This is a genomic window from Cupriavidus sp. 8B, from assembly GCF_054589115.1.
This window is the reverse complement of the sequence record NZ_BAAILO010000068.1, coordinates 1-22808: the sequence shown is the minus strand read 5'-3', so window position 1 is coordinate 22808 and position 22808 is coordinate 1. Positions and strand designations below refer to the sequence as shown.

Here is a 22808-nt window from a genome sequence, read left to right as displayed (position 1 = left end):
CCCGCTTGCCGCTGTCGCGGCAAGCGACTGCACTTTGTCCTGCCTGACTCGCCACTCCTCGCTTAAAGCAAGTCTGTCCAGACGACGCGACAGCATCACCAAGATGCTTGAACGTAGTGCAAGCGCGCTCTTGGTGTGGGTATCGCAATTGCGCAAGCGCCCGACGGCATCCTCCACCTGGCCTCGCCTAGATGCGTCCAGCTGGGCCACCAGCGCTCCGCGCCAGGGCCAATCTTCCAGCAGTAGGAGCCATGCAATGAGCCCGGCAGGCTCGTGACGAAGCATCGCAACAAGCATTGCCGGATCCGCTTGCTTGAGACGTGCCACGATCGCAGACTCGGCGTCATTCTCACCCTGCTTCGAGAATGTTTCTGGCGCAGCTTTCGCCGGCGTTTTCGTCAAGGGCTGAGCCAGATACGACTGACTGCCGATGACCTCGCGTAGCAAAACCTGATCACGGGGAATTCCCATTTCCTCCAATTCAGCGAGCAACGGGCGCAACGCATCCGACTCGCCTGGCTCTAGTCTTTGCAGCAACCAGTGCCTGTCCGGCTCCGGCAGTGCATGCAATAGCAGCGCGGCACTCCTCGCCGAGGAGGGTGCGCCAGCTCCGGCCAGTTGCGCATCCATGCTCACAGTGCTTCTCCTCTGCCATTGCCCCTTGAATCTCCCCTCATCCAGGCTTCTACCTGCGCAAGCGCGGCGCGCCGTTGTGCTTCCGAGAGCGGAGGCTGAGCTTGTGCCGGATTGCCATTCGCCCTTCCCTTCGGACGAGCCCGTCGGAAAATCTGCACGCCAACTCCCGCACAAATAGCAAGCAGCAGCAGTCCCATACCAATCATGAATGGATGCGGCGGAGCACCTGCTTCGGCGGTTAGCTCCCGGCCAAGTCGATCATCCGCCCTTCCCGTCACTCCGATCTCGTCAACCGGCACTTGGCCCGGAGAATTCGCTGGCAGCAAAGCGTCCATCGTTTGCACCACAACGGTATCGCCTCGCTCGAGCGAGGCGCCGACTGCCGCAGCGATCAGACGGCGAAGTTGGTCCTGCTGAGCGCTGTCCAACGGCTTGCGAACGATTGCGACGACCTGGATGCGACGAACCGAGCCCGGCTGGCTGACGACCTGCTCCACCCGCCGCCCAAGGGCGTAGTCGGTCTCTCGCTGCGTGCTTCCTCCGCGAAGGCTCGCGTTGGCATCGGCGACGCGCGAGTCCAATGGCGCCCCGGTCTCTCGCACACTCTCCCGCTCACGCTGCACGACACCCGTGGGACCCTGACCAACTTTGCCGGGGACCGGCAATACGTCCTCGGTCGTGGTCTGGATGCGGTCCATATCGAGGGTGACGTCGACACTAGCCAATGCCTGCCCTTGCCCGAAAGTCCGTTCGAGTACTTCCACCGCCTTACGGGCCAGGTAGTTCTCAGTCTCCTTCTTGAGGTCAAGCCGCCCAGAGCCAGTCTCGGCCTCTCCATCACCGCCTGACACGCGGGTAAGGGCAACCCCATGTTGATCGACAATCGTTACGTCCTGCGTGGCGATCCCCGGCACCGACGCTGATACCAGGCGCTGGATCCCAGTTACCTGCTCGGGGCGCAAAGCCTGGCCTTGCTTGAGTGTCAAGGTAATCGCGGCTTTGGCCTTGCTGCTGGCTTGCTTGAACAGCCCCTGCTCGGGCAACGCCAGATGCACGCGCACATCTCGAATCTCAGAAAGAGACAGTATCGTGCGTGTGATTTCACCTTGAAGGGCTCGCTGATAGTTGATCTTCTGCGCGAATTCCGTCATGCCGAAGTCACTGTTATTGAAGAGTTCCAGCCCGACAGCTCCGTGGAGCGGCAGGTCCTTCCCCATCAACTTGATTCGAGTCTTGTAAACCATGTCCCGGTCGACGAGAATCGAACTGCCCTGTTCCCCCAACTGATATGGAATCTTCAATCTATCCAGCTCGGCGACCATGGCCGCCGTGTCCTGGGGCGTGAGATCGGCGAATAGAACCTGGTATTCCGTGCGTAATGCCCAATAGCCGAATACGCCCGTCAGCAATGCGATACACACGATCCCAGCCACCAATCCAATCCGCGCCGACTGGCTAAGGTCCTGCCAAAGACTGCGGATCACTGGTGGCCTCCGGAACGGCACAAGGAGAAAGCGTCAACGGATACGAAGATCCTGAACATCGGTCGTTGCATAGTCATTCCATTCAAGCTTTTCGCTTATACCTGCATCTTCATCACGTCTTGATAAGCCTCGAGCAAGCGATTGCGCACTTGGAGAAGCAACTGGAAGGAAAGGCGGCTCTCCTCCAGCCGGATCATGACTTGATGCAGGTTCTGTATGTTTCCCGTCGCCAATTGCTGCAGATCGGTCTGCGAGGCCATCAGCTGTTGATTGACCTCGCCCAGTCCTTGATTGACCATGTTCCCGAAACCAGCGGCGGCGCTTGGCGGCACCCCCGATCCGACACTTGAAAGCATGCTGGCGGCGGGATCCGCTTGGCCGGCCTGGGCAATGGCCTGAATTGCTTCCCAACCGCTCATGACGTTCCTCCAATGTCCAATGCCTTGAGCGACAGCGTACGCGCCGTATTCATCGCCGCGACATTGGCCTCGTACGCACGCAACGCGCCCATTAGCGTCACCATTTCGCTGGCAGCGTCAACGCCTTGGTAAGCGACGAACCCCTTGTCATCGGCGAACGGATGGCCAGGTTCGTAGACCATTCTGGGCTGGGCACCGCTGGCCTCAGTCCTGGCCTGCGGCAGCGTGAAGCCCGGCGAATCAAGTGCATCCAGTCCCTCCTCAATCCTGTCGGCGAACGAAGGGAGGCCGCTGCCCATGGGCGCGGTCGCCTGGGTCACCACCCGCAATGGCTGGAAGGTCGTCGCGTTGCCACCGACGATGGTGTTTGCATTGGCCAGGTTGAGCGCGGCCACGTCCACACGGGTGCGCTCAACTGCCATGCCCGCGGCACTGATCGCGAAAGCCCTAGCGTAGTCCATATTCTTTCCCCTTACTTCTTGCCGTCGCTTACTGCTGCCGACAGGATGGCGTAGTGCTTGGACAAGCCTTTCGCCAGCGCTTGATATTGCACCGCGTTCTGCGCGAGATTGGCCACCTCAACGTCCAGCATCACCTTGGTCGGCAATCCTGCCATGTCTAATGCCGGTTCGAGCCGCGCCTGCATCGCCCCAAGCGAACCCGTGTCCAGCCGGCCGCGGCTCTCTAGTGTCCGCTGGGCGTCCATCATCTGCGCCTCGAAACTCACTCTCAGCGGCACATATCCGGCCGTACCTGCATTTGCAATATTTGCGGCGGTTGCTTGCTGGCGCAGACTCGCCGCATCGAGCGCCAAGCCCAGCGCTGTCGTCGTGATGGCTTCGATACCTTCGGTCATGCCCCTATCCCAGGTTCGTTCGTTGGTCATTGAATGACAAGTTCGGCGTGCAACGCGCCCGCCGCCTTGATGGCACGCAGAATCGAGATGATGTCGCGTGTGTTGGTATTGAGCTTGGCAAGCGACTGCACAAGATCGGCCACCGTATTGCTTCCCGCTGGAACAAAGCCAGGACCGTTCTGCTCGCTCACTTCGAGTCTCGTATTGCTGACGATGGCTGTGCGGATATTCGGGCCTGGCCACACGATGTTGCTTGGTTGCGATGCCGTATTCTGCGTCGCGATGGATATCTTGAGATCGCCATGCGAAACCGCCACCTTCGAGATCTGTACGTCCCCGCCCGATACCACGGTACCGGTGCGCTCATTGATCACCACCTTGGCTCTTCGATCTGGCTCGATGGCCACGTTCTCTATCCGAGCCACAAAATTGACCAGTTGGTCACGCTGACTGTCGGGCACCCGGATTTCAATGCCGGATGCATCCTTTGCCTGGGCCATCCCCGCCCCCAACTGGCTGTTTATCGCCGTGGCAATGCGGCTAGCCGTTGTGTAGTCGGGGTCGGAGAGCACAAAGGTCACAGCTTGGCTTGCGCTCAGCATCTGTGCGCTGACCCCCACCTCCACCGTTGCCCCGTTAGGCAGCGATCCTACCGTTGGATGGTTCTTCTGAAGAACATTGCCGTTTGCGTCGTAGCGGTATCCACCAACGGATAGCGGACCTTGCGCCAACGCATATACGCGCCCATTTGGCCCCTTCAGCGGCGTGAGCAGCAAGCTTCCCCCCACAAGGCTACGGGCATCTCCCGCCGATGACACCGTGACATCCAGCGTATCGCCTTCGCGTGCAAAAGTAGGCAGCGCTGCCGACACCATCACTACCGCGACATTCCTGCTTTGCACTTGTTCGGGGGGCACCGTCAGGTTGAACTGAGAAAACACGTTCGATAGCGCTTGCCGCGTGGTACGGTTCGTCGGCGAGTCGCCTGTTCCCGCCAAGCCGGTAACGATCCCATAGCCCACCAGGGCGTTGTCCCGCCATCCCTGTAGCTTCCCGAGGTCCTTGATTCGCGTACTTTCCGAGTGACTTACCCCTGCGGCTCCGAGGACAGCTCCAGCCAGGACAATCCGCAAAGTGCAAGAGAGTATTGAGTGCGTGCTAAACATTAAAGCCCCAACAGATCGAGCAACTTTCGCCACCACGCGCGCCGCTGACGATCCGACAACTCACCATCGCCGACATAGTTGATATGCGCCTCCGCCAGACGTGTGGACAGCACCACGTTCCCATCCGAAATGTCTTGAGGACGAACGCGTCCCTCCACGGTCACCTTATGCTGTTCATCGTTGACGGTAAGCAACTGCTCGCCGCCGACCTTAAGATCGCCGCTCGGCAAGACCTCCCGCACGGACACGGTTAATGTGGCTAGCAGCTTGTTGGCACGCTGGGTCGTGCCGCCACCGTCAAAGTCGCCGGAAACGGCGACGCTGCCGCCGAACTGCCTTCCCGTCGGCAACGTGTTGACACCCACATTGAGATTATTCTTGCGCTGAGAGGTGGTATCGGTACTGGTAGTTGCGCTTGAGTTCTCATAAACCTGGACCGTGATGACATCGCCGACGCGGAATGCCTTGTTGTCCGCGATGAGAGGTCTGTAGGTTTGTTCACCATACAAACTCTCCGCACTCGCTTGAGTGATGTTTCCCATGGTGCAGAGCGCGAGCAATACCGCACCGGCAAAGCGAGTCTGCCGCAGCATCATTGGCGCACCTCCACCATCCGCGCCCCGGTCACCCTCGCGAGCATGGAGGCCGTTGCGTTGGGCAACTTGACACGCACCATTTGCCCGGTACGCCCATCCTCCAGCACCTCGACGCGGCTTTCAAGATCGACAAGTCCTGTGACGGCGTGGAGAGTTGCCCACTCTCCGCGGGAAACCGCTGGAAGAGGTTCGACATGGTCGCGCGTGACCACTTCTCCCGCGCCAACAGGTCGACGCAGCCGCAAGGCGGTACCCGAAGCGCGTGACATATCGAGCATGGAAGACTTTGTCGTCAGCGCCGTCAGTTCAACTTCCCTGGCCTGTAGAGCGACCTGATCGAGTGCACTGCCAGGCATCGCCGCATACTCGGCCACGTAACCCAGGCCGTAAGCGCTTACATCGAAGCCAACAGGAACGGCTTTCACAAAGCGCTCGTCCACCCACACATCGACCCACACCGACATGTGCTTGGCAAGCAATGCGGCTTCGGGTAGCTGGCGCGCTTTCATTCTCACGGTTCCTGCGGGCACACTTACGTCCCGAGGCATGTGGCTAAGCTCGATACTTGCTCGCGAACTTCGCGCAAGCAACCATGCCTTCAGGCTGTCGCCTGCGGCCGCCACCAGCTGCTCTCCGTTTATCTCGCGCGTTGGCACGTAGACATACGTCACCTCCGCGCCACTCCAGGCAATCTGCTGCGGATCGATGCTAGTGCGAGCACGAATCCAACGTACGAGGGCATCGCGCTCAAGACGCACCGGCTCCCCCGTCCTAGCCGGACGGCCAAGGGGTAAAGCCATTAGCCGCTGCAACGTCCCCAGGTCCGAGGTTGCCAGGGACGCAACCTGCCCGAGCGTTACCTCCGCGTTCCTTGCCTCGACCAAGGGCGGCAGTTCAATGCGAACGGGCGCGGGTGCCCCTGCATCCAGGGCGCGCACGCTGCCCATGCCTGGCAGCCTGTCGCTCGCGCCGGCTTTTTGCGTCACGCCCATGAGGCAGACCGCGCCCGCGAGGCCTGCGAACATTGTGCGAACGGATCGATATCGGATCGCCGGCTGGCTTGGCATTCGATTCATGGCCTATTTGCGCAGGTTATTGACCATGCCAAGAATCTCGTCAGAAGCTTGGACAACCTTCACACTGGCTTCATAGGCGCGCTGGGCGACCATCAGGTTCACCATTTCGTCAACCATCTTGACATTGGAACCCTCAAGAAAGCCCTGTGCAAAGGTCCCCATGCCATCCTGCCCGGCTTTGGCTATGATCGGCTCCCCGGAATTGTCGGTCGCGCGATAAAGATTGTCGCCTTGGGCCAGCAACATGCCAGGGCTGGTGAAATGCACCAGATCCAGTTGGCCCGCGTCAATTGGCGACGACTGGTTGGGAACCGTGATCCTGATTCGCCCGTCGGCGGCAATGCTAACGTCCTTGGCATTACTTGGTACCGAGATGCCGGGCTTTACGACATTGCCGGCCTGCGTGACCAGCATGCCGTCGCTATTCACCTTGAAGGTACCGCCACGGGTAAACGCGCGTGCGCCATCGGGCAAGGCGACCTCAATGAAGCCTTCGCCCTGTATCGCAATATCGAACGATGAACCGGTCTGTTTCATGTCGCCGGTATCAAAGAGCTTCCCAACGTTCGAGATGCCGACGCCGGCCGCCAGCCGCGGTACGGCGGAGAGCGGCCCAACTTCTGACTCTGCGGCCGGCTGAGCACGCGCCGCTTCACGTACCATCAGGTCCGTAAAGCTAACCCGGCTTTTCTTGAACCCGGTAGTGTTGACGTTGGCAAGATTGTTTGCAATCGTGTCAACGTTAAGTTGCTGCGCCTGCATGCCCGTGGCGCCGATATAGAGTGCGTCAAACACAATGCCTCATCCTTATAGCGAGTTCATCGTTGAGAATCATCCACGTCAGGACAGATCGCCTAGCTTGCGGATGGCAGTGCCAAGCATGTCGTCATAGCCCTGCGCAACCTTTTGCATGGACTCGAAATGCCGCATGGTCTGCATTAGTTGGACCATCTCCTGCATCGAGTTCACATTGCCGTTCTCGAGCACGCCTTGGCGAATTTGCATTTCGGCATCGTTCGCGACAGTCATACCAGAGCCCGCCGCCACCAAGCCCTCCCCCAATCGAGGCAGTGTCTTCGGAGAATCAAATCGAACTACCTTGATCTGCGCGACCGCCGCGCCGGGGTTCAGGGCCGAGGGGCCGGTCGTCGCATTAGGCTCTGTGATGTTTCCCGCGGTATCAATCGCTGGTGATTGCGTGGCGAGATAGATATCTCCGTTTTTTCCCATCACGGGGTAGCCCTGCACAGTGACCAGACGGCCCCGAGCGTCTGTCCTGAAGTTCCCTTGCCGCGTGTAAGCGAGGCCATTCGGTGTTGTGACCTCGAAGAAACCCTCGCTTGCCAAGGCCACATCCAGCGCCTGCCCCGTAAGTTTCATGGTGCCGGGGCGCATGTCGCTGAGCACTTGCAACCCGTCCGGCCCCACGGCCTGCTCCGGCGCGAACGCCATGGCATCGACTACCTGCGAGAAAGGTTGTGCCGAGACGACCTCCCGCTTGTAGCCAGGCGTGGTCACGTTTGCCAGGTTAAGGGCAACTCTGTCCAGGCGAGCCATGTCTTGATGCATGCTGGCCAGCGTTACTGCGAAGATTTCTTGCATCGCTTCTCGCGTTCCGTTGATCTTTTTCTCGACTGTCGGCACATCGTCAAAGCGCGACGACGCCCCACGACTTGAGCTCTATGTTCTGTGGGATCTCCGCCATGGAGAGCACCCGTAAATGTGGCATCACGCGTTCAGACATTGCGCGAATATGGCGCCGTAGCTCCGGCGAACAGAGTAGAACAGGAAGCAAATTGCTCTTCATCATCTTCTCGGCCTGATGCACCAGACGGCCGATGAACTGTTCGGCAAGCTTTGGCTCGATAACAAAGAGCGCGGATGATGCCGCACCGGCACCAGCTTCAACGCCTCTTGCCAGCTGAACGCTTTGCAGAAACTCTCCTTCGATTGCGGGGTCGAGGGTGAGTACGTGCAATGCACTTGCCTCGCCCAGCAAGCCCTGGCAGATGGCATGACCCAAACGATGACGAACAATCTCCGTCAACAGATTGGCGTCCTTGCTACTGCGACCGGCGTCAGCGAGGGCTTCGAGAATTGCGTCAATATTCCGGATCGAGACCTTCTCACGCAGCAGGTTCTGGAGGACCTTCTGAATGTCGCTCAAAGACAGGACAGTCGGGATCAACTCTTCGACCAGCCCTGGCTGGGACTGACGCACCCTGGTCAGCAGCTTCTCCGTCTCGGTGCGCGTCAGTAGCGCGGCAGATTCACGTCGCAGAACCTCGCTCAGATGTGTCATAAACACCGTTGGCGCATCAACAAGCGTGAACTTCGCCGCCATGGCAGCTTGACGTTGATGCTCCTCAATCCAAAGGGCCGGCAGGCTATAGGTCGGATCCCGCGTTATCTCACCCGGAATCCCGCGCGTATCGCCGGTCGGGTGGATCGCAAGAATACGATCGAGCCTTGCTTCTCCCTTTGCGCATACAACGCCATCAAGCACGATCTCGTAGCGATCCGGTCCAAGTCGCGTCGAATCTTTGAATCGAACCCTGGGTAGGACCATACCGAGCTCCTGCGCATGTTGCTTACGGAAGGTCGCAATTCGCTCCATAAAGAGGCTGCCCGTCTGGTTAATTATGGGCACCCAATTTCTGCCGATATTGATCTCAATCGGATCGACAGCAAGCAAAGCATATGGATCGTCTTCCGTGCCTGTTGGAGATTCACCTGTCACGCCATCCGCGAGGGCGTCGCTTGTCTCGGATCTGTCGGCGGACGACCGATAGGCAGCCAGCGCTACGGCTAGCACGGACGCTAGGAGTATCAGGGTGGGAACCACAGGAATTCCCGGCAGCACCATCAGGCCACCCAGGGCTGCCGCAACAAGAAGCAATGTCTTGGGAAACGAAGTAACCTGGCGCAAAACCTCTCGGCTGAGGTTGGCGTCGGATGCCGACCGGGTCGAGATAATCCCGGTGCCGACGGCAATGACCAGCGCAGGTACCTGGGTGACGATTCCATCCCCGATCGTAAGTAGGGTATAGGTTTGCAGTGCCTGGGCCCAAGGCAAACCATGCTGCATGACACCGATCACCAACCCGCCAATGATGTCGATCAGCAGGATGACAATACCTGCGATTGCATCGCCCTTGACAAACTTGCTGGCGCCGTCCATCGCGCCATAGAAAGCCGCCTCCTTCTCCAGGTTCTTTCGCCTGAGCTGGGCTTCGGCCTGGTCGATGAACCCCATGTTCAGGTCCGCATCGATGCTCATCTGCTGGCCCGGCATACTGTCCAGCGTAAAACGCGCTGCCACCTCCGAGACACGCTGTGCACCGCTGGTCACGACGACGTACTGCACGACAATCAAGATCAGGAAGACGATCAGGCCGATTACATAGTTTCCACCGACCACATACGAACCAATCGCCGCGATCACCTTCCCCGCATCGCCGTCCGACAATATAAGACGCGTCGCCGCCACATTCAGAGACAGGCGGAACAATGTCGCAATCAGGAGCAAAGACGGAAATGTTGAAAATTCCACAGGCCTGGCCATGTAGAACGTCAGCAAAAGGATCAGGAACGCAAAGCTAAAATTGGCAAGGATCAGGAAGTCGAGCAGGCCTGATGGAATCGGCGCGAACAGCACGACAAGGACGCCAAGTATCAGCACCACCATCGCCATGTCGCTGTTGGCATTGAAAAAACGCTTCAATGGGCTCATGGAGCATGCCTCCCCATGGCACCTTGCCGCGCTTGCCGCATGGCAAACACCCAGACAATAATGCGGGCGACTTCGCCATAGAGAGCTGGTGGAACCGATCTATCGACGTCGAGCGTATGAAACAAGGCCCTCGCCAACGTACGATTCTGCACAACTGGAATCTGGTGGCGCGCAGCGATCTTGCGCATCGCCGCCGCGAGCGTACCCGCGCCCTTCGCGATCAATTGTGGTGATTCCATTTCACCATGGACGTAGCGCAAAGCAACCGCGACATGGGTTGGATTGGTGATCAGGACATCCGCATCCTGCGTCTTGCTCAGTGAACGGCTCCGTTTGAGCATTTCCCTTCGCAACTCCCGCATGCGGCCCCGGATTCGCGGGTCACCTTCCCGATGCTTGACCTCGTCCTTGAGTTCTTTCCGGCTCATACGCATCTTCTTCGCATACTCGCGGCGCGTGTATAGCAGATCCAGAATGGCAATGAAGGCCAGCATCGCGGCCATCTTCAGGCCCAGCGAGGCAAGATCATCAAGCAGCGTACGGACGAAGCCAGAAGCAGGCAGATTCGCAAGGTGGTAGAACTGAGGCGTCAGGCTCTTTAGCGAGTAATACGCCACCAAGCTAAGTAGGATCAACTTCAATATGGCGCGAGCGGCGTCGAACAAGGTGCGCAACGAGAGTAGCTTTTTGAAGCCCTGCACCGGATTGACACGGTCCCAACTTGGCTTGAGGGGTTCAAACGACAATATCGGGCCGGTCTGCAGCAGATTTCCCACAATTGCGGAGACGGTCAACGCGACAAGAAACGGGACGCCCAGCCCTAGCGCGGTCCGAACCATTGCTTCCGTGAGATGCCACATTGCCGAAGGACTGGCGTCAATCCGGCCCGCTTGCGCCAGTAACGCACGGTCCAGTTGAAACAGGCTACGCCACGTCTCCCAGCCCTGCGAGGTCAGGAATACCATTGCCGCCGTGAACGTCACCGCCGAGATGGCATCCCGGCTTTTCGCGACCTGCCCGCGCTCTTTGGCCTTCTGCAGCTTGTATGGCGTGGCCGCCTGATTCTTGTCGACGTCTTGGTCAGCCATCATCCCCCCATGCCAGCAAGCGCCGGGAGTTGTTACTTGCCGCTCCGTCCATCGACATTTGCAGAAAGATCGAGTTCCAGGATTGGTAGATGCCATCGTAGACGCGCGACATCACGTTCCCCATTCCCGCGAACCACAGGGACCCCGCGAGCAAGCCACCCACGATCTTCACGGGGATCCCCATGGTCAGCATATTCATCTGCGGCAGATTCCGCGCAACAACGCCAAGTGCCAGTTCGATCAAGAGAATGCAAAAAACGACTGGGGCGGCGAGGGCAAAACCAAGGCCGAGAAGCCCTGCTGCTTGCTTGAGCATGGGCGTCAGTGCGGCAGCGAGCGGCCACGGGCGGCCGAGCGGGAACCGCTCAAGACTGTAGGCAAGACCTCGCAACAGGGCATGATGCCCATTGATTAAGAAAAAAACGAGTACGGCTGCTTGGTTATATGCTGTCGCAAAGAGCGGTAGGCGCGCATTGGTGGTGGGATCGAAGACTTGGGCAATACCGAATCCAATCTGAATGTCCAGCAACCTCCCTGCTATGGGAAAGGCGGCGAATGCGAGCAGTATGCCAAGCCCCAGCGTTACTCCTAGAGATAATTCAATGAGAGCCGCTTGGAACAGATCAGCGGTGTGTTCGCCAATGCTTGACGGTAGGCTGGCCCCTGGCAGGCAGAGCGACAAGGTCGCCGCCAACGCGAGGACAAGCAACACCCGCACAATGGCCGGCACGCTTGCCGCCGGCAAGATTGGTGTCATGAGGAGCATTGACCCTAATCGCAAGGACAGAAGGAACACCGTCTCTAGCCAGGCAATGTCGAAGGTAGGTAAGTCAGCCGCAGACATGGATTTCTATAGCATTGATGGAATGCCGGACCAGAGGTGTACGGAGAATTGAACAAACTTGCGTAACATCCATGGCCCGAATACAACTAGACTTACCACGGCAGTCAGAAGCTTTGGGACGAACGTAAGCGAGTTCTCTTGTACCTGCGTGACCACCTGCAAGAGGCTAATGGCAAGGCCTACCAGCATGGTCAGCCCTAATACCGGTGCGCAGACGATCAGACCTGTCCAGAAGAGGTCGCTCAGCATTTGCAATGCCATATCTGCGCGCATCGTGCTAACCCTTTCCAATTAAACTGTGACATTGCACGCGATATGCATATGCAAGCGTGTCTAGGCAAGGGAGTACGCCTCTCCCATTCCACGACTCGCAAATGCCTATTCCAAGTTGACGTGACAGACCGACAGGCCGTTCCTGATGAGGAACGGCCTCCATCTCACCATGCGGAGGAATATCTCGCGTCTCTATTACCGCCCGGCGACCCACCGATCCTTCAATGGCGGTGCGTCGACTATTGATAATCGTCGCGCGGCAAGAAGGGTTCGTCGGAGTTGAGTTTGCAAGACTGGCCGTTTCGACGTCGGCGCGATAGGTACGACACAGGCGTGTCTAATCGCGCGTCGGCAATCGACGGTAGCGGAATCGCAACGGCAACAATCGCGTGCAACCCCTCGGTACAGTGCGCAAGGCGCGGCACCTTGCTGCTGCGCTTTAGCCGGGCATTGCTACCCGGAGAAACACCCCATTGTTCCACGACCTTCCCTTTTAAATAACGCTCAGTGCGTAGATCGTCGCTCAGGCCAATCTTGCCGAGTGTTGGATCTCGCTTTATTGCATATTTTCGTTAGCCGGAAACAACCGAGCGACTCCTGCCCAATCCCACCGTGCTTGAGCCGGCCTTCGTAAGGACCGGTAACTATTTGTAACGGAAACGATACCTTGAAAGTTGACACAAGATTCCCCCCACTCTGGAGGGGCTAATGATCTCTTACATATGCAATCAGAATGCGTTTAAATGATATTGATGTAATACATTAAAAAAACCTGCAAATCCGTATTGAGGAACGGCGAGGGTCCAACGGACCATTGACGCCATTCGAATTCTTGGTGGACTCCGGAACCGGTCGGGCGCTAGCGCAGGGACAGCGCGGAGACCAGGGACAAGACTACTCAGGACATTCGCGCAGGACGTTGGCCTGACGAAGTCGGTATTGCCAACACGATCCGGACCTGGTGCCGCGGCACCCGCTATTGGTCGCATCGCTTGATGTCTGGCTTCTTCATTTCGTGTCGCCCGATCTGGCCCCATTGTAGCTTTCGGGAGAGAGCGTCGGGGCGAGGATCAACGCGGCGATTTCGCTTGGCTGCTCACCGGCGACATCGAAGCGCTGCGGGCGGCGGTTGAATGCCCGGCCTGCATTCCCAACGGACCCATGCTGCCGGGGATTGGGCCTTGCCTAGAGTACGCGATCTACCATAGCCCGCTGCCCCTTATCCGCACCTTGCTCGAGATCGGGGCGGATCCCCGTCGGCCGGTGGATCATGCGGGTTTTCCGCCGCTGATTGCGGCGCCTTCATGTAGTCTCGCCCGGCCAGGCGCACCCGCACGAACGGATGTGCTCGAGCTGCTCAGGCTGCTGCTGGCCTTCGGTGCCGGTCCTGCGCAGCGCGGCATCAACGACTATAGCGCGCTGCACATGGCCGTGAGCGTGCGCTATTTGCCTGCGGTAGAGATGCTGCTGGCGGCTGGTGCGGACGCGGCTAGCCGGACGCGCATCGACGACCGCGAAACCCCACGCGAGATGGCCGAGGCAATGGGGTTGTCCGGGATTTCACAGTTGCTGGCTGCCCATGAAGTGAGCGAACGGCTGTAGCGCAACTCAACCATCGCCCCGCGCCGAGCAATGTCACCCTCGCCCACCTTCAAGTCATCAATTGGGATGTCACCTCAGCGGCGTCCCGCTCGTTTCCGGCTCACCGCTGTCACCCAATCATGGTGAACGGGTGTGGAAGAATCCGCAATGCGGATTCCAGCTTCGCGGGCGCGTAAAAACGCATTTGGGATGCCGTTATGTTGTCGCCTTCCCAGGTCGCCAAGCTCCACAAGTAGCCTGACACCAGCTGTCAGCAACTCACTCTTCTTCGCCTGTATCCCCAGCGACAGGTACCTTTCCTTCGGCCCCATAAGTTTCTGAAACGGCGTACTCGCCGCCATATCAACGTGCCGAAAGGACTGCCTTCCAAATAGCAGGCGCAGTGTATCTTTGAGGCGCAGCTTTGTGAGGTTGGACTGACCTTTTGCGAATGCGATGCATCAGCTCGATGGTTGAGATCGCAGTGGCGACATTCCTGAAGCGTTTGAAGCCGAGCATCGGATTGACCCTGGACTTGATATTGCGAAGATCCTGCTCGTGTATTTCCTGCTCGGTCAACCGCACGGTAAAGATTGACCCATTTGCCACGGACCTTCACATACGTTTCGTCGACTCGCCATGAGCGACCAGCGGATCTCACAAACCGATTCCAGCGCTTGACGAACTCGGGCGTGACGCGTTTGCCCCAGCGCATGATCGTCGTGTGCGCAACCGACAGGCCGCGCTCGGCCACCATTTCAACGAGGTCTCGAAGGCTGAGGTTGTAGTGCAGGTACCAACGCACGCACAGGACGATGATCTCTCGGTCGAAGTGGCGGCCGCTAAACAACGAGTCGATGTCTCCAAGCTTATTCATTGTGTGCTCGCGCTCGTCAAAACCCGAGCGTAACTCACCGGATCCTCCGATTTGCACCAGAGCCACCCGGCGGACCGCGCAGGCTGCTGGATCCTGGTCGGATTGCGCAGCCTTGCCTCGGCCATGCAGAACTTGTGCCAGACGGCAATCGAGCGAACCAGCTCGGCCGGCACGCGCGATCCACTGAGGTGAGTCTGGAAGCTGTCCTCATACGACACCACTTGTCTCTTGCGGCAGGAGTATGAGCCTGCCCCGTTGGAGTTGGCGCACTAGCTTGCGTGACGCGGGCGTCAGGACACCACCGCGCTCCCGTCCGCCATTAGCATCTCCCCTCGCCGCTCCACAATCATCCCGTACGCCTGCGGCTGCCGGTGTGCATCGAAGTTGAACGTGGTGCGCTTGTAGACCTCGCAGAAATCCAAGTCGCAGCGGGCGATGGCGACCTCGTCGCCCTTGGTGATGCAGATGGCCAGCACTTCACCGGAGGGCGCGATGATGCAGCTGCCGCCAATGCCGTCCACGCCCTCTTCCATCCCCGCCTTGGCCACGCCGACCACCCAAGTGCCATTCTGGTAGGCGCCGGCCTGCATGGAGAGCTGATTGTGGAAAAGCGAGAGGTCGTCGTGCTGCGGCGCTGGCGCATTGTGCACGGGCGTGTTGTAGCCGATCAGCACCATCTCCACGCCTTGCAGGCCCATCACCCGATAGGTTTCGGCCCAACGGCGGTCGTTGCAGATGGCCATGCCGATCTTGCCGCCAAAGGCTTCGGTCACGCCGAAGTGGTTGCCGGGCGTGAAGTAGCGCTTTTCCAGATGCTGGAAGCGGCGCCACGGTTCGTGCTCGCGATGGCCGGGCAGGTGCACCTTACGGTATTTGCCGACAATCTCGCCTTGGCGGTTGACGAGGATGGAGGTGTTGTAGCGCACCGCCTTGCCTTGTTCGCTGGCGAGTTCGGCGTAGCCGAGGTAGAAGCCCACGCCAAGCTCGCGCGAAAGATCGAACAGCGGCTGCGTGGCGGCGCTGGGCATCTCGCGCTCGAAGAAGCTGTTGACCTCCTCGTCGCTCTCCATATACCAGCGCGGGAAGAAGGTGGTGAGCGCCAGCTCGGGGTAGACGATCAGGTGCGAGCCGCAGGCGTGGGCTTCGCGCATCAGGTCGCACAGGCGCTTGACCACTTGCTGGCGGCTGTCGGCGCGGGCGATGGGGCCGAGCTGGCCGATGGCGATATTCACAATACGGGACACGGGTAACTCCAGGATGCTTTCAGGGTAGTGATTCAGGCTAGTGGCAGGGGCTTGGCGTCGATCATGGCCGGTTCGCGAGTTTGAGCACCACCTGCAGCAGGATCTGCGCGCCGTCGATGAGGTCGTCCGGCTCGGTAAACTCGCGCACGTTGTGGCTCAGGCCTTTCACGCTGGGCACGAAGATCATGCCGGCGGGGCAGACGCGGGCGAGCATTTGCGCGTCGTGACCGGCGCCGCTGGGCATGCGCATATGGGTGAAACCAAGCGCTGAGGTTTCTTGCTCGACCAGGTCGATCACCATGGGATCGAATGCCACCGGCTCGAAACGTGCCAGGCGGCGATGGCTAAGAGATAGGGTTTCCGTCTTGCAGGTTTGCTCGGCAAAGGCGAGGACTTCAGCTTCGGCCTGGGCGAGCAGCCGTTCATCGGTATTACGCAGGTCTACGGTGAAGACGGCGCGATTGGGGATGACGTTGATCAGGTTCGGCTCGAAGCGCATGGCGCCCACGGTGGCGATCTGCCGGCCGCCGTAGCGCAGCGCCAGGTCGTGCACGAAATTGGTGATGCGCGCGGCGGCGTAGCCGGCGTCGTGCCGTAGCTCCATGGGCGTGGTGCCGGCGTGGTTGGATACGCCGTCGACGGTGAACTCGGTCCAGGAGATCCCCTGCACCCCTTCCACCACGCCAACCTGCAGGCCGCGCAGATCCAGCACCGGGCCTTGCTCGATATGCAGCTCCACGAAACTGTCGACGCGCGGCTTGCCTACGGGCGTCTGGCCGTCATAGCCGATGCGCCGCAGCTCGGCGCCCACCGTGACGCCATCGATGCCGGTAGTGGCCAGCGCGTCTTCCAGCTGCATGCCGCCCACGTAGACCAGAGAGCCCATCATGTCCGGATGAAAGCGCGCGCCCTCTTCATTGGTGAAAAAGGCGACGGCGATGGGACGACGAGGACGCAGGCCGGCATCGCGCAGCGTGGCGACCACTTCCAGGCCGGCCAGCACGCCGTAGTTGCCGTCGTAGCGGCCGCCGGTGCGCACGGTGTCAATGTGCGAGCCGATCATGACAGGGGGCAGGTCTTCGCTGCCAGGATACACGGCCACGCCGTTGCCAATGGCGTCAATGGTGACGGTCATGCCCAGCGCCTGCATGCGCGCCACGGTCCAGTCGCGACCGAGTTCGTCGGCATCGGTCAGCGCCAGGCGGCACACGCCGCCCCCTTCGATGGCACCGAGTTGCGCGAGATCGTCCAGGCTTTGCAGCAGGCGCTCGCCGCGAATGCGCGGCGCGGGCTCTACCTTTGGTGCGTTCTGCTCCCTCATGCCGCGGCTCCGGAGCGCACCGCGTCCGCGCTGCGGCCAACCAGTTCGGCATACAGCGCGGGATCGGTGTCAGCTTCGCTGCCGATAAACAGCAGCCGGCTCTGGCGGTTGAGTCCGAGTGCCGCACGGGCCTGCGGGTCTTGCATGGCGGCGATGGCAGCGACCAGCCCGGCCACGGCGGATTCGCCTGCCACGATCACGGGATCGTCGCCTTGTGGCTGGGCCAGCAAGCGCATGACTGCCACCGCCGACACGTCATCGACCGTGCAGAACGCGTCGGCGCCATGGGCGAGGATTTCCCAGGCGAGCAGCGAGACTTCGCCGCAGGCCAGGCCCGCCATCAGCGTGTCCAGTTCGCCGGTGACGGTGGTGACCTTGCCGGCGCGCGCGCTTTGCATCAGGCAATCCGCCCTGTCGGGTTCCACCACAGTCAAAACGGGGCGTTGCTTGTCCTTGCCGTTCTCGCGTTCCCAGAAGTAACCGCAGACGGCGGCGGCAAAGCCGCCCACGCCGGCCTGGATGAACACATGGGTGGGCCACGCCGGCAGGGCATTCACGGCTTCGTCCACCATCAGTTGGTAGCCCTGCATCACATCGCGCGGCACATCCATGTAGCCGGGGTAGGAGGTGTCGGAAATCACGTACCAGCCGTTGGTGCGGGCATCGGCATCGGCTTGCTGCACGGCCTGGTCGTAGTTGCCGGCGGTGCGTACCACCTGGGCGCCGAAGCGTTCGATGGCGGTCTTGCGCCCGTCGCTGACGGTGGCGTGGATATAGATCTCACAGCGGCAGCCGAACAGCTGGGCGCCCCAGGCCACGGAGCGGCCGTGATTGCCGTCGGTGGCGCAGGTCACGGTGAGTTCGGCGCACATGCTGCGCAGCTCCGGCGTACCCAGGTCAGCGATGCTTAGCTCGCGGCCGATCCGGTGCCCGATTTTGCGGCACAGCAGGCGCCCCACGGCATACGCGCCGCCGAGCGCCTTGAAGCTGCCCAGCCCGAAGCGCGAGCCTTCGTCCTTGTAGTGGATCTGGCCGACGCCCAGCGCGGCCGCCAGGTTCGGCAGGGCTTTCAGCGGCGTGGGCTGGTAGCCCTCCCAGGCGGAGATCTCGCGGCGGGCGGCGGCCAGGGCCAGCTCGCTCAGGATGGCGGCTCGATGTGCACCATAGGGTTCCGCGCGGCTCAGGGCCGGATTGGGGAGAAGATTGAGCGAGAAGTTGGGGAGCGTGGTCATGCGTGTGTCTTGGTCCAGTCAGAATGCGTTGTTGCGTGATGTTGATGGCGGCGCTACGTGCCGGTCAATCTCAGTGGCCGGTCTCCAGGTCCCCGAGCACGTCGTGCGCGCGCTCCACGCGGGCCATGCGTGCGCGCGAGCGTTTGCGGTAGCGGCCTGCCATGGCGGTGGCCAGGTAGTTCACGAGGCTGACGGCGGCCACGTAGGAATCGAAGACCTGGCCGCCGTGGTGCGAGCAGCGCAGCACTGCGTCGGCCTTGGCGGCCAGCGTGGAAACTGGGGCATCGCTGAGCAGGATGAGTTTGGCGCCGGCCTCCCGGGCCAGTGTCAGCATGCCGTTCAGGCGCTTCGCACGGCGTCGGAAGTCCACCACCAGCAGTACGTCCTTGCCGTCGATTTCGGCCACCAGTTCGGCATCCTTGCCCGCTTGCTCATTGAGCAGGTACACCTCGGGACGCACCTGCGAGAGCAGCGCATTGGCATAGAAAGCCAGCATGAAGCTGTTGCGATAACCCACCACCCACACGCGGCGCGCGTTGGCCAGTTCGGTAAGCGTGGTCTCCAGCGCGCGCTCGCTGAGTTGTTCCGGCAGGCTGGCGAGCCGGCGGCTGTCGAGCTGCACGTGCGCCTTCAGCCCGGCCACGACCGATTGCGCGCCCCGCGACTCGGGCGGCAGCCCGTCGTGTTCCATCAGGTACAGCGGCGATTGCTCGGACACCTGGTCCCGCAGCGATTGCCGGAAGGCGCTGAAGTCCGCATAGCCGAGGCGGCGGAAGAAGCGCGCCGCGCTCGCCTTGGAGACGCTCGCCAGCTCCGCCAGTTCAGTGGCCGAGTAGCTGAGCAGGTCTTTCTGCCGCATGAGCAGCACGTCGGCCAGCTTCTTGTCCGCCGAAGAGAGTTCGCCGTAGCACTGATGGATTTGCGCTTCCAGCGCGGGTTGAATGGCCATGTCAGGTCCGTGCCTCCGTTCCGTTTGCCCGCACCAAAGTAGTCCGGGCCTGCACAATGATGAAACTTTGATTTCATGTATTGGTGCATATGAAACCGATGTTTCAGTATTGGCGGCCTTTCATGCAAGGGCAATGCCAAGTCAGCGGCGCTATCGGGGAGGCGTTCGCTAAGTGTTTGATTTCAAGGCAATGCCGTCGAAAGGATCCCATCGCATTCGCCCGCGCAGCCGGAATCGCAAACAGTGGCACACAACTTGCCTTTCAGTCCCCCGTGTTCCCCGACCGACTGATAAAGGTGTTTTTATGAAACGCAGACAGTTCACCGCCATCGCCAGCCTGATCGCAGGCGCCGCACTCATCGCGATGGCACCCGCCAAAGCCGACGATTCCCTGAGCGCCGTGATGGGCAAGAAGTCGATTGCGATCGGCATCCCGACCGACTTCGCGCCGTATGGCTTCATGGGCACAGACCTGAAGCCGCAGGGCCTGGACGTGGCCGTGGCGCAGATGATCGCCGACAAGCTCGGCGTCAAGGCCGATCTCGTCCCGGTGAGCACGCCGAACCGCATCCCTTACCTGCAGACCAAGAAGATCGACCTGATCGTCTCGGCACTGGGCAAGAACGCCGAGCGCGCCAAGGTGATCGATTTCACGATTGCGTATGCGCCCTTCTACCAGGCGGTATTTGGTCCGAAGGCAATGAGCATCAAGAGCTTTGCCGATCTTGGCGGCAAGACCATCGCGGTCACGCGCGGCACCATCCAGGACGATGTGCTGCAGCAAGTGGCGCCTCCCACGCTGAAGATCCAGCGCTTTGAGGACGACAACTCCACCGTGGCCGCCTTCGTCTCGCAGCAAACGCAACTGCTGGCCACCGGCGCGGCCGTGGCTGCCGCGGCGATTGCGAAGAACCCCAAGGTGGAGGCCGAGTACAAACTGCTCCTCAAGGATTCGCCCAACTTCATCGGCGTGCGCAAGGGCGAAACCGCGCTGCTGGAGAAGGTCAACGAGATCCTGCGCAAGGCAAAGGCGGATGGCACGCTCAATGGCTACGCGCAGCGCTGGCTCGGCCGCGGCATGGGCGATTTGCCGGACTGATTGGATCGCATCGTTTCCGGACCTGTGCGCGGGCTCCATGTTGCTGGCGCACCGGCCTGCCTCGCAGGCCAGTCCCGCCGAAGACAAAAAACTCTCTAGCTGCACTGTATGATCTCATTCGATTTTGCGCCGGTTCTCTCGCAGTGGCCCATGCTGCTGCGTGGCCTGCTGCTGACGATTCTCCTGACGGCGTTCTCCGCGGCCTTCGGCACGCTGGTCGGCATCGGCTGCGCCTGGGCGCGCATACATAGAACGGCATGGCTGCGCGCGCTGGTGGGCGGCTATGTGGAGGCAATCCGCAATACGCCGTACATCATCCAGCTATTTTTTATCTTCTTCGGCCTGCCTTCGATCGGCGTGCGGATGCCGGCGGAAGTGGCATGCGTGCTGTCGATGACGCTGAACCTCGGCGCCTATGCGTGCGAGATCATCCGGGCCGGGCTGGAGTCCACCCCCCGCGGGCAGATCGAAGCCGCGCAGAGCCTGGCGCTCAACCGCTGGCAGATCTTTACGCGCGTGGTGCTGCCGCCTTCGCTGTCGCGCGTGTGGCCGGCGCTGGTGAGCCAGGTCATCATCGTGATGCTGGGATCGGCGGTCTGCAGCCAGATCTCCACCGAAGAGCTTTCCTACGCGGCCAATATGATCGCCAGCCGCACGTTCCGCAATTTTGAAGCCTATATTGTCGCCACCTGCGTCTACCTGGGCCTGGCCGTGGTGCTGCGCGAGATCCTGAACTGGGTCGGTCCGCGCTTCATCTTTGGCCGCTGAGATCGGGAGGCATACACCATGGTCGACTTTTCCCTGTGGGACATTTTTCGCAACCTGCTGCTGGCGCTGCGCTGGACAGTGGGGCTGTCGCTGATCGCCTTCGCCGGCGGCAGCGTCGTCGGAATGCTGCTGCTGGTTGCGCGCATTGCGCGCTTGCCGGGCGCCGTGCGCGGCGTGGCGCTTTACGTGCAACTGTTCCAGGGCATTCCGCTGCTGATGCAGTTGTTCCTGTTCTACTTCGGGCTGGCGTTGCTGGGCGTCGAGACCTCGGCGCTGTTCGCGGCAGCACTGTGCCTCACGCTGTATGCAAGCGCCTATCTCACCGAGATCTGGCGTGGTTGCATCAACGCCATTCCCAAGGGCCAGTGGGAGGCCTCCGCCAGCCTGGCGATGAATCTGCGCGAGCAGCTTCAGCACGTGATCCTGCCGCAGGCCACGCGCATCGCGGTGGCGCCCACGGTGGGATTCCTGGTGCAAGTGATTAAGGGCACCGCGCTGGCCTCGGTGATCGGCTTCGTGGAAGTCACCAAGGCTGGCCAGATGATTTCCAACGCCACCTTCCAGCCCTTCCTGGCTTACGGATGCGTCGCGCTGCTGTACTTCGCCCTGTGTTTGCCGTTGTCGCTGTGGAGCCGCCGCCTTGAGCGCCGCCTGCAGCCCAAGTATTGAGCCCGTCATCCCATGTTCAAGCAAACCGAAACCACCAAGCCCTTTGCCCTCGTCGATATCCAGGGCCTGCGCAAGCGCTTCGGCGCCAACGAAGTGCTCAAGGGCATCGACCTGCAGATCGGGCGCCGCGAGGTGGTCTGCATCATCGGCCGCAGCGGCTCGGGCAAGAGCACCTTGCTCCGCTGCATCAACGGGCTGGAAAGCTTCGATGAAGGCGCGCTCAGCGTGGATGGCCGGGCACTGCGCCATGGCGACGCCCGCGCCATGTGCGACCTGCGCCAGAACGTTGGCATGATCTTCCAGAACTTCAACCTGTTCCCGCACCTGAGCGCCGGGCAGAACGTGATGCTGGCGCCTACGCTGGTGAAGGACACACCCAAGTCCGAGGCCGGCAAGCGTGCACAAGCACTGCTCGAGCGCGTGGGCCTTGGCGACAAGTTCCACAGTTTACCCGACCAGCTATCCGGCGGGCAACAACAACGCGTGGCAATCGCCCGCGCGTTGGCCATGGACCCCGCCGTGCTGCTGTGCGATGAAGTCACCTCAGCACTCGATCCGGAGCTGGTCGGCGAAGTGCTAAGCGTGGTAGAAGGCCTTGCATCGGAAGGCATGACCTTGGTAATGGTCACGCATGAGATGAACTTCGCTCGCAAGGTCAGCGACCGAGTGGTCTTCATGCATCACGGGAAAGTGCATGAGATGGGCTCACCGGAGGAAATTTTCGGGGAGCCGAAGACGCCGGAACTGAAGCAGTTCCTTTCGGGGCTAAATGGTTGAGCGCATGCCGATCCAGTGCTGACCTAGGGAATTGCTGATCAATAGCAGCGGCGCTGAAGGTCGGCGGTTGTTTGGCGCCTGATTTTCACCATGCGGAAGAAGAGAGGGGTCCGAGCCCGA

The 22808-nt window shown here is 60.7% G+C and carries 23 protein-coding genes and 1 pseudogene; 5 read left to right on the top strand and 19 right to left on the bottom strand.

Annotation, left to right across the window (positions count from 1 at the left end):
• The 14 genes from ACYP5B_RS06625 to ACYP5B_RS06560 all read right to left on the bottom strand — a co-directional run.
• Positions 1-630, bottom strand: a 630-nt coding sequence (locus ACYP5B_RS06625; RefSeq protein WP_459569033.1) for a hypothetical protein, incomplete at its 3' end; no start/stop codon positions are given.
• A gap of 2 nt (positions 631-632) precedes the next feature.
• A complete protein-coding gene (gene fliF, locus ACYP5B_RS06620; protein WP_459569032.1) occupies positions 633-2120 on the bottom strand; it encodes a flagellar basal-body MS-ring/collar protein FliF in 1488 nt (495 codons plus the stop codon).
• 95 nt (positions 2121-2215) lie between these two features.
• On the bottom strand, positions 2216-2539 hold the full coding sequence (gene fliE / locus ACYP5B_RS06615) for a flagellar hook-basal body complex protein FliE (RefSeq protein ID WP_459569031.1): 324 nt from the start codon (positions 2537-2539) through the stop codon (positions 2216-2218).
• Positions 2536-3000 carry a flagellar basal body rod protein FlgC gene (flgC, locus tag ACYP5B_RS06610; protein ID WP_459569030.1) on the bottom strand — a complete coding sequence of 155 codons (465 nt, stop codon included), beginning with the start codon at positions 2998-3000 and terminating at the stop codon, positions 2536-2538. The genes fliE and flgC overlap by 4 nt, the downstream gene beginning before the upstream one ends.
• An 11-nt stretch (positions 3001-3011) precedes the next feature.
• A complete protein-coding gene (locus tag ACYP5B_RS06605) occupies positions 3012-3395 on the bottom strand; it encodes a flagellar basal body rod protein FlgB (protein WP_459569029.1) in 384 nt (127 codons plus the stop codon).
• A gap of 26 nt (positions 3396-3421) precedes the next feature.
• Positions 3422-4561: a flagellar basal body P-ring protein FlgI gene (locus tag ACYP5B_RS06600; protein ID WP_459569028.1), complete on the bottom strand. Its 1140-nt coding sequence runs from the start codon at positions 4559-4561 to the stop codon at positions 3422-3424.
• Positions 4561-5157 (bottom strand): flagellar basal body L-ring protein FlgH, encoded by a 597-nt coding sequence (locus tag ACYP5B_RS06595; RefSeq protein WP_459569026.1) that lies wholly within the window; start codon positions 5155-5157, stop codon positions 4561-4563. Before ACYP5B_RS06595 ends, ACYP5B_RS06600 begins: the two co-directional genes overlap by 1 nt.
• Complete coding sequence (gene flgA / locus ACYP5B_RS06590; RefSeq protein WP_459569024.1) at positions 5154-5666, bottom strand: flagellar basal body P-ring formation chaperone FlgA; 513 nt, start codon at positions 5664-5666, stop codon at positions 5154-5156. The genes ACYP5B_RS06595 and flgA overlap by 4 nt, the downstream gene beginning before the upstream one ends.
• A 570-nt stretch (positions 5667-6236) precedes the next feature.
• The gene (flgG, locus tag ACYP5B_RS06585) at positions 6237-7028 is read right to left on the bottom strand and encodes a flagellar basal-body rod protein FlgG (RefSeq protein WP_459569023.1); all 792 of its coding nucleotides are present in this window, start codon (positions 7026-7028) and stop codon (positions 6237-6239) included.
• Between the two features lie 45 nt (positions 7029-7073).
• The gene (locus tag ACYP5B_RS06580; protein WP_459569022.1) at positions 7074-7835 is read right to left on the bottom strand and encodes a flagellar hook-basal body protein; all 762 of its coding nucleotides are present in this window, start codon (positions 7833-7835) and stop codon (positions 7074-7076) included.
• Between the two features lie 46 nt (positions 7836-7881).
• The gene (locus ACYP5B_RS06575; protein WP_459569021.1) at positions 7882-9966 is read right to left on the bottom strand and encodes a flagellar biosynthesis protein FlhA; all 2085 of its coding nucleotides are present in this window, start codon (positions 9964-9966) and stop codon (positions 7882-7884) included.
• The gene (locus ACYP5B_RS06570) at positions 9963-11057 is read right to left on the bottom strand and encodes an EscU/YscU/HrcU family type III secretion system export apparatus switch protein (protein ID WP_459569020.1); all 1095 of its coding nucleotides are present in this window, start codon (positions 11055-11057) and stop codon (positions 9963-9965) included. The genes ACYP5B_RS06575 and ACYP5B_RS06570 overlap by 4 nt, the downstream gene beginning before the upstream one ends.
• Positions 11047-11898: a flagellar biosynthetic protein FliR gene (locus tag ACYP5B_RS06565; RefSeq protein ID WP_459569019.1), complete on the bottom strand. Its 852-nt coding sequence runs from the start codon at positions 11896-11898 to the stop codon at positions 11047-11049. Before ACYP5B_RS06565 ends, ACYP5B_RS06570 begins: the two co-directional genes overlap by 11 nt.
• Before the next feature lie 6 nt (positions 11899-11904).
• Positions 11905-12147 (bottom strand): flagellar biosynthetic protein FliQ, encoded by a 243-nt coding sequence (locus ACYP5B_RS06560; protein ID WP_459569054.1) that lies wholly within the window; start codon positions 12145-12147, stop codon positions 11905-11907.
• A gap of 1368 nt (positions 12148-13515) precedes the next feature.
• Here ACYP5B_RS06560 and ACYP5B_RS06555 point away from each other — a divergent pair.
• On the top strand, positions 13516-13773 hold the full coding sequence (locus ACYP5B_RS06555) for a hypothetical protein (RefSeq protein ID WP_459569018.1): 258 nt from the start codon (positions 13516-13518) through the stop codon (positions 13771-13773).
• A gap of 342 nt (positions 13774-14115) precedes the next feature.
• On the opposite strand, the pseudogene ACYP5B_RS06550 reads toward ACYP5B_RS06555, so the two are convergent.
• From ACYP5B_RS06550 to ACYP5B_RS06530, 5 genes and pseudogenes are all read right to left on the bottom strand, one after another.
• Positions 14116-14629: pseudogene (locus ACYP5B_RS06550) on the bottom strand (IS6 family transposase).
• Between the two features lie 290 nt (positions 14630-14919).
• Positions 14920-15873, bottom strand: coding sequence for an N-carbamoyl-D-amino-acid hydrolase (locus ACYP5B_RS06545; protein ID WP_459569017.1), 954 nt, complete (start codon positions 15871-15873; stop codon positions 14920-14922).
• Between the two features lie 61 nt (positions 15874-15934).
• On the bottom strand, positions 15935-17194 hold the full coding sequence (locus tag ACYP5B_RS06540; protein WP_459569016.1) for a Zn-dependent hydrolase: 1260 nt from the start codon (positions 17192-17194) through the stop codon (positions 15935-15937).
• Positions 17191-18426 (bottom strand): diaminopropionate ammonia-lyase, encoded by a 1236-nt coding sequence (locus ACYP5B_RS06535; RefSeq protein WP_459569015.1) that lies wholly within the window; start codon positions 18424-18426, stop codon positions 17191-17193. Before ACYP5B_RS06535 ends, ACYP5B_RS06540 begins: the two co-directional genes overlap by 4 nt.
• 70 nt (positions 18427-18496) lie before the next feature.
• A complete protein-coding gene (locus tag ACYP5B_RS06530) occupies positions 18497-19375 on the bottom strand; it encodes a MurR/RpiR family transcriptional regulator (protein WP_459569014.1) in 879 nt (292 codons plus the stop codon).
• Positions 19376-19679: 304 nt separating this feature from the next.
• Here ACYP5B_RS06530 and ACYP5B_RS06525 point away from each other — a divergent pair, with 304 nt between their 5' ends.
• The 4 genes from ACYP5B_RS06525 (at position 19680) to ACYP5B_RS06510 (ending at position 22688) form a co-directional block, all read left to right on the top strand.
• Positions 19680-20474 (top strand): transporter substrate-binding domain-containing protein, encoded by a 795-nt coding sequence (locus ACYP5B_RS06525; protein ID WP_459569013.1) that lies wholly within the window; start codon positions 19680-19682, stop codon positions 20472-20474.
• Between the two features lie 108 nt (positions 20475-20582).
• Positions 20583-21242 (top strand): amino acid ABC transporter permease, encoded by a 660-nt coding sequence (locus tag ACYP5B_RS06520; RefSeq protein ID WP_459569012.1) that lies wholly within the window; start codon positions 20583-20585, stop codon positions 21240-21242.
• Positions 21243-21260: 18 nt separating this feature from the next.
• Complete coding sequence (locus ACYP5B_RS06515) at positions 21261-21911, top strand: amino acid ABC transporter permease (RefSeq protein ID WP_459569011.1); 651 nt, start codon at positions 21261-21263, stop codon at positions 21909-21911.
• Positions 21912-21923: 12 nt separating this feature from the next.
• Positions 21924-22688 carry an amino acid ABC transporter ATP-binding protein gene (locus ACYP5B_RS06510; protein ID WP_459569009.1) on the top strand — a complete coding sequence of 255 codons (765 nt, stop codon included), beginning with the start codon at positions 21924-21926 and terminating at the stop codon, positions 22686-22688.
• The last annotated feature ends 120 nt before the right edge of the window (positions 22689-22808 follow it).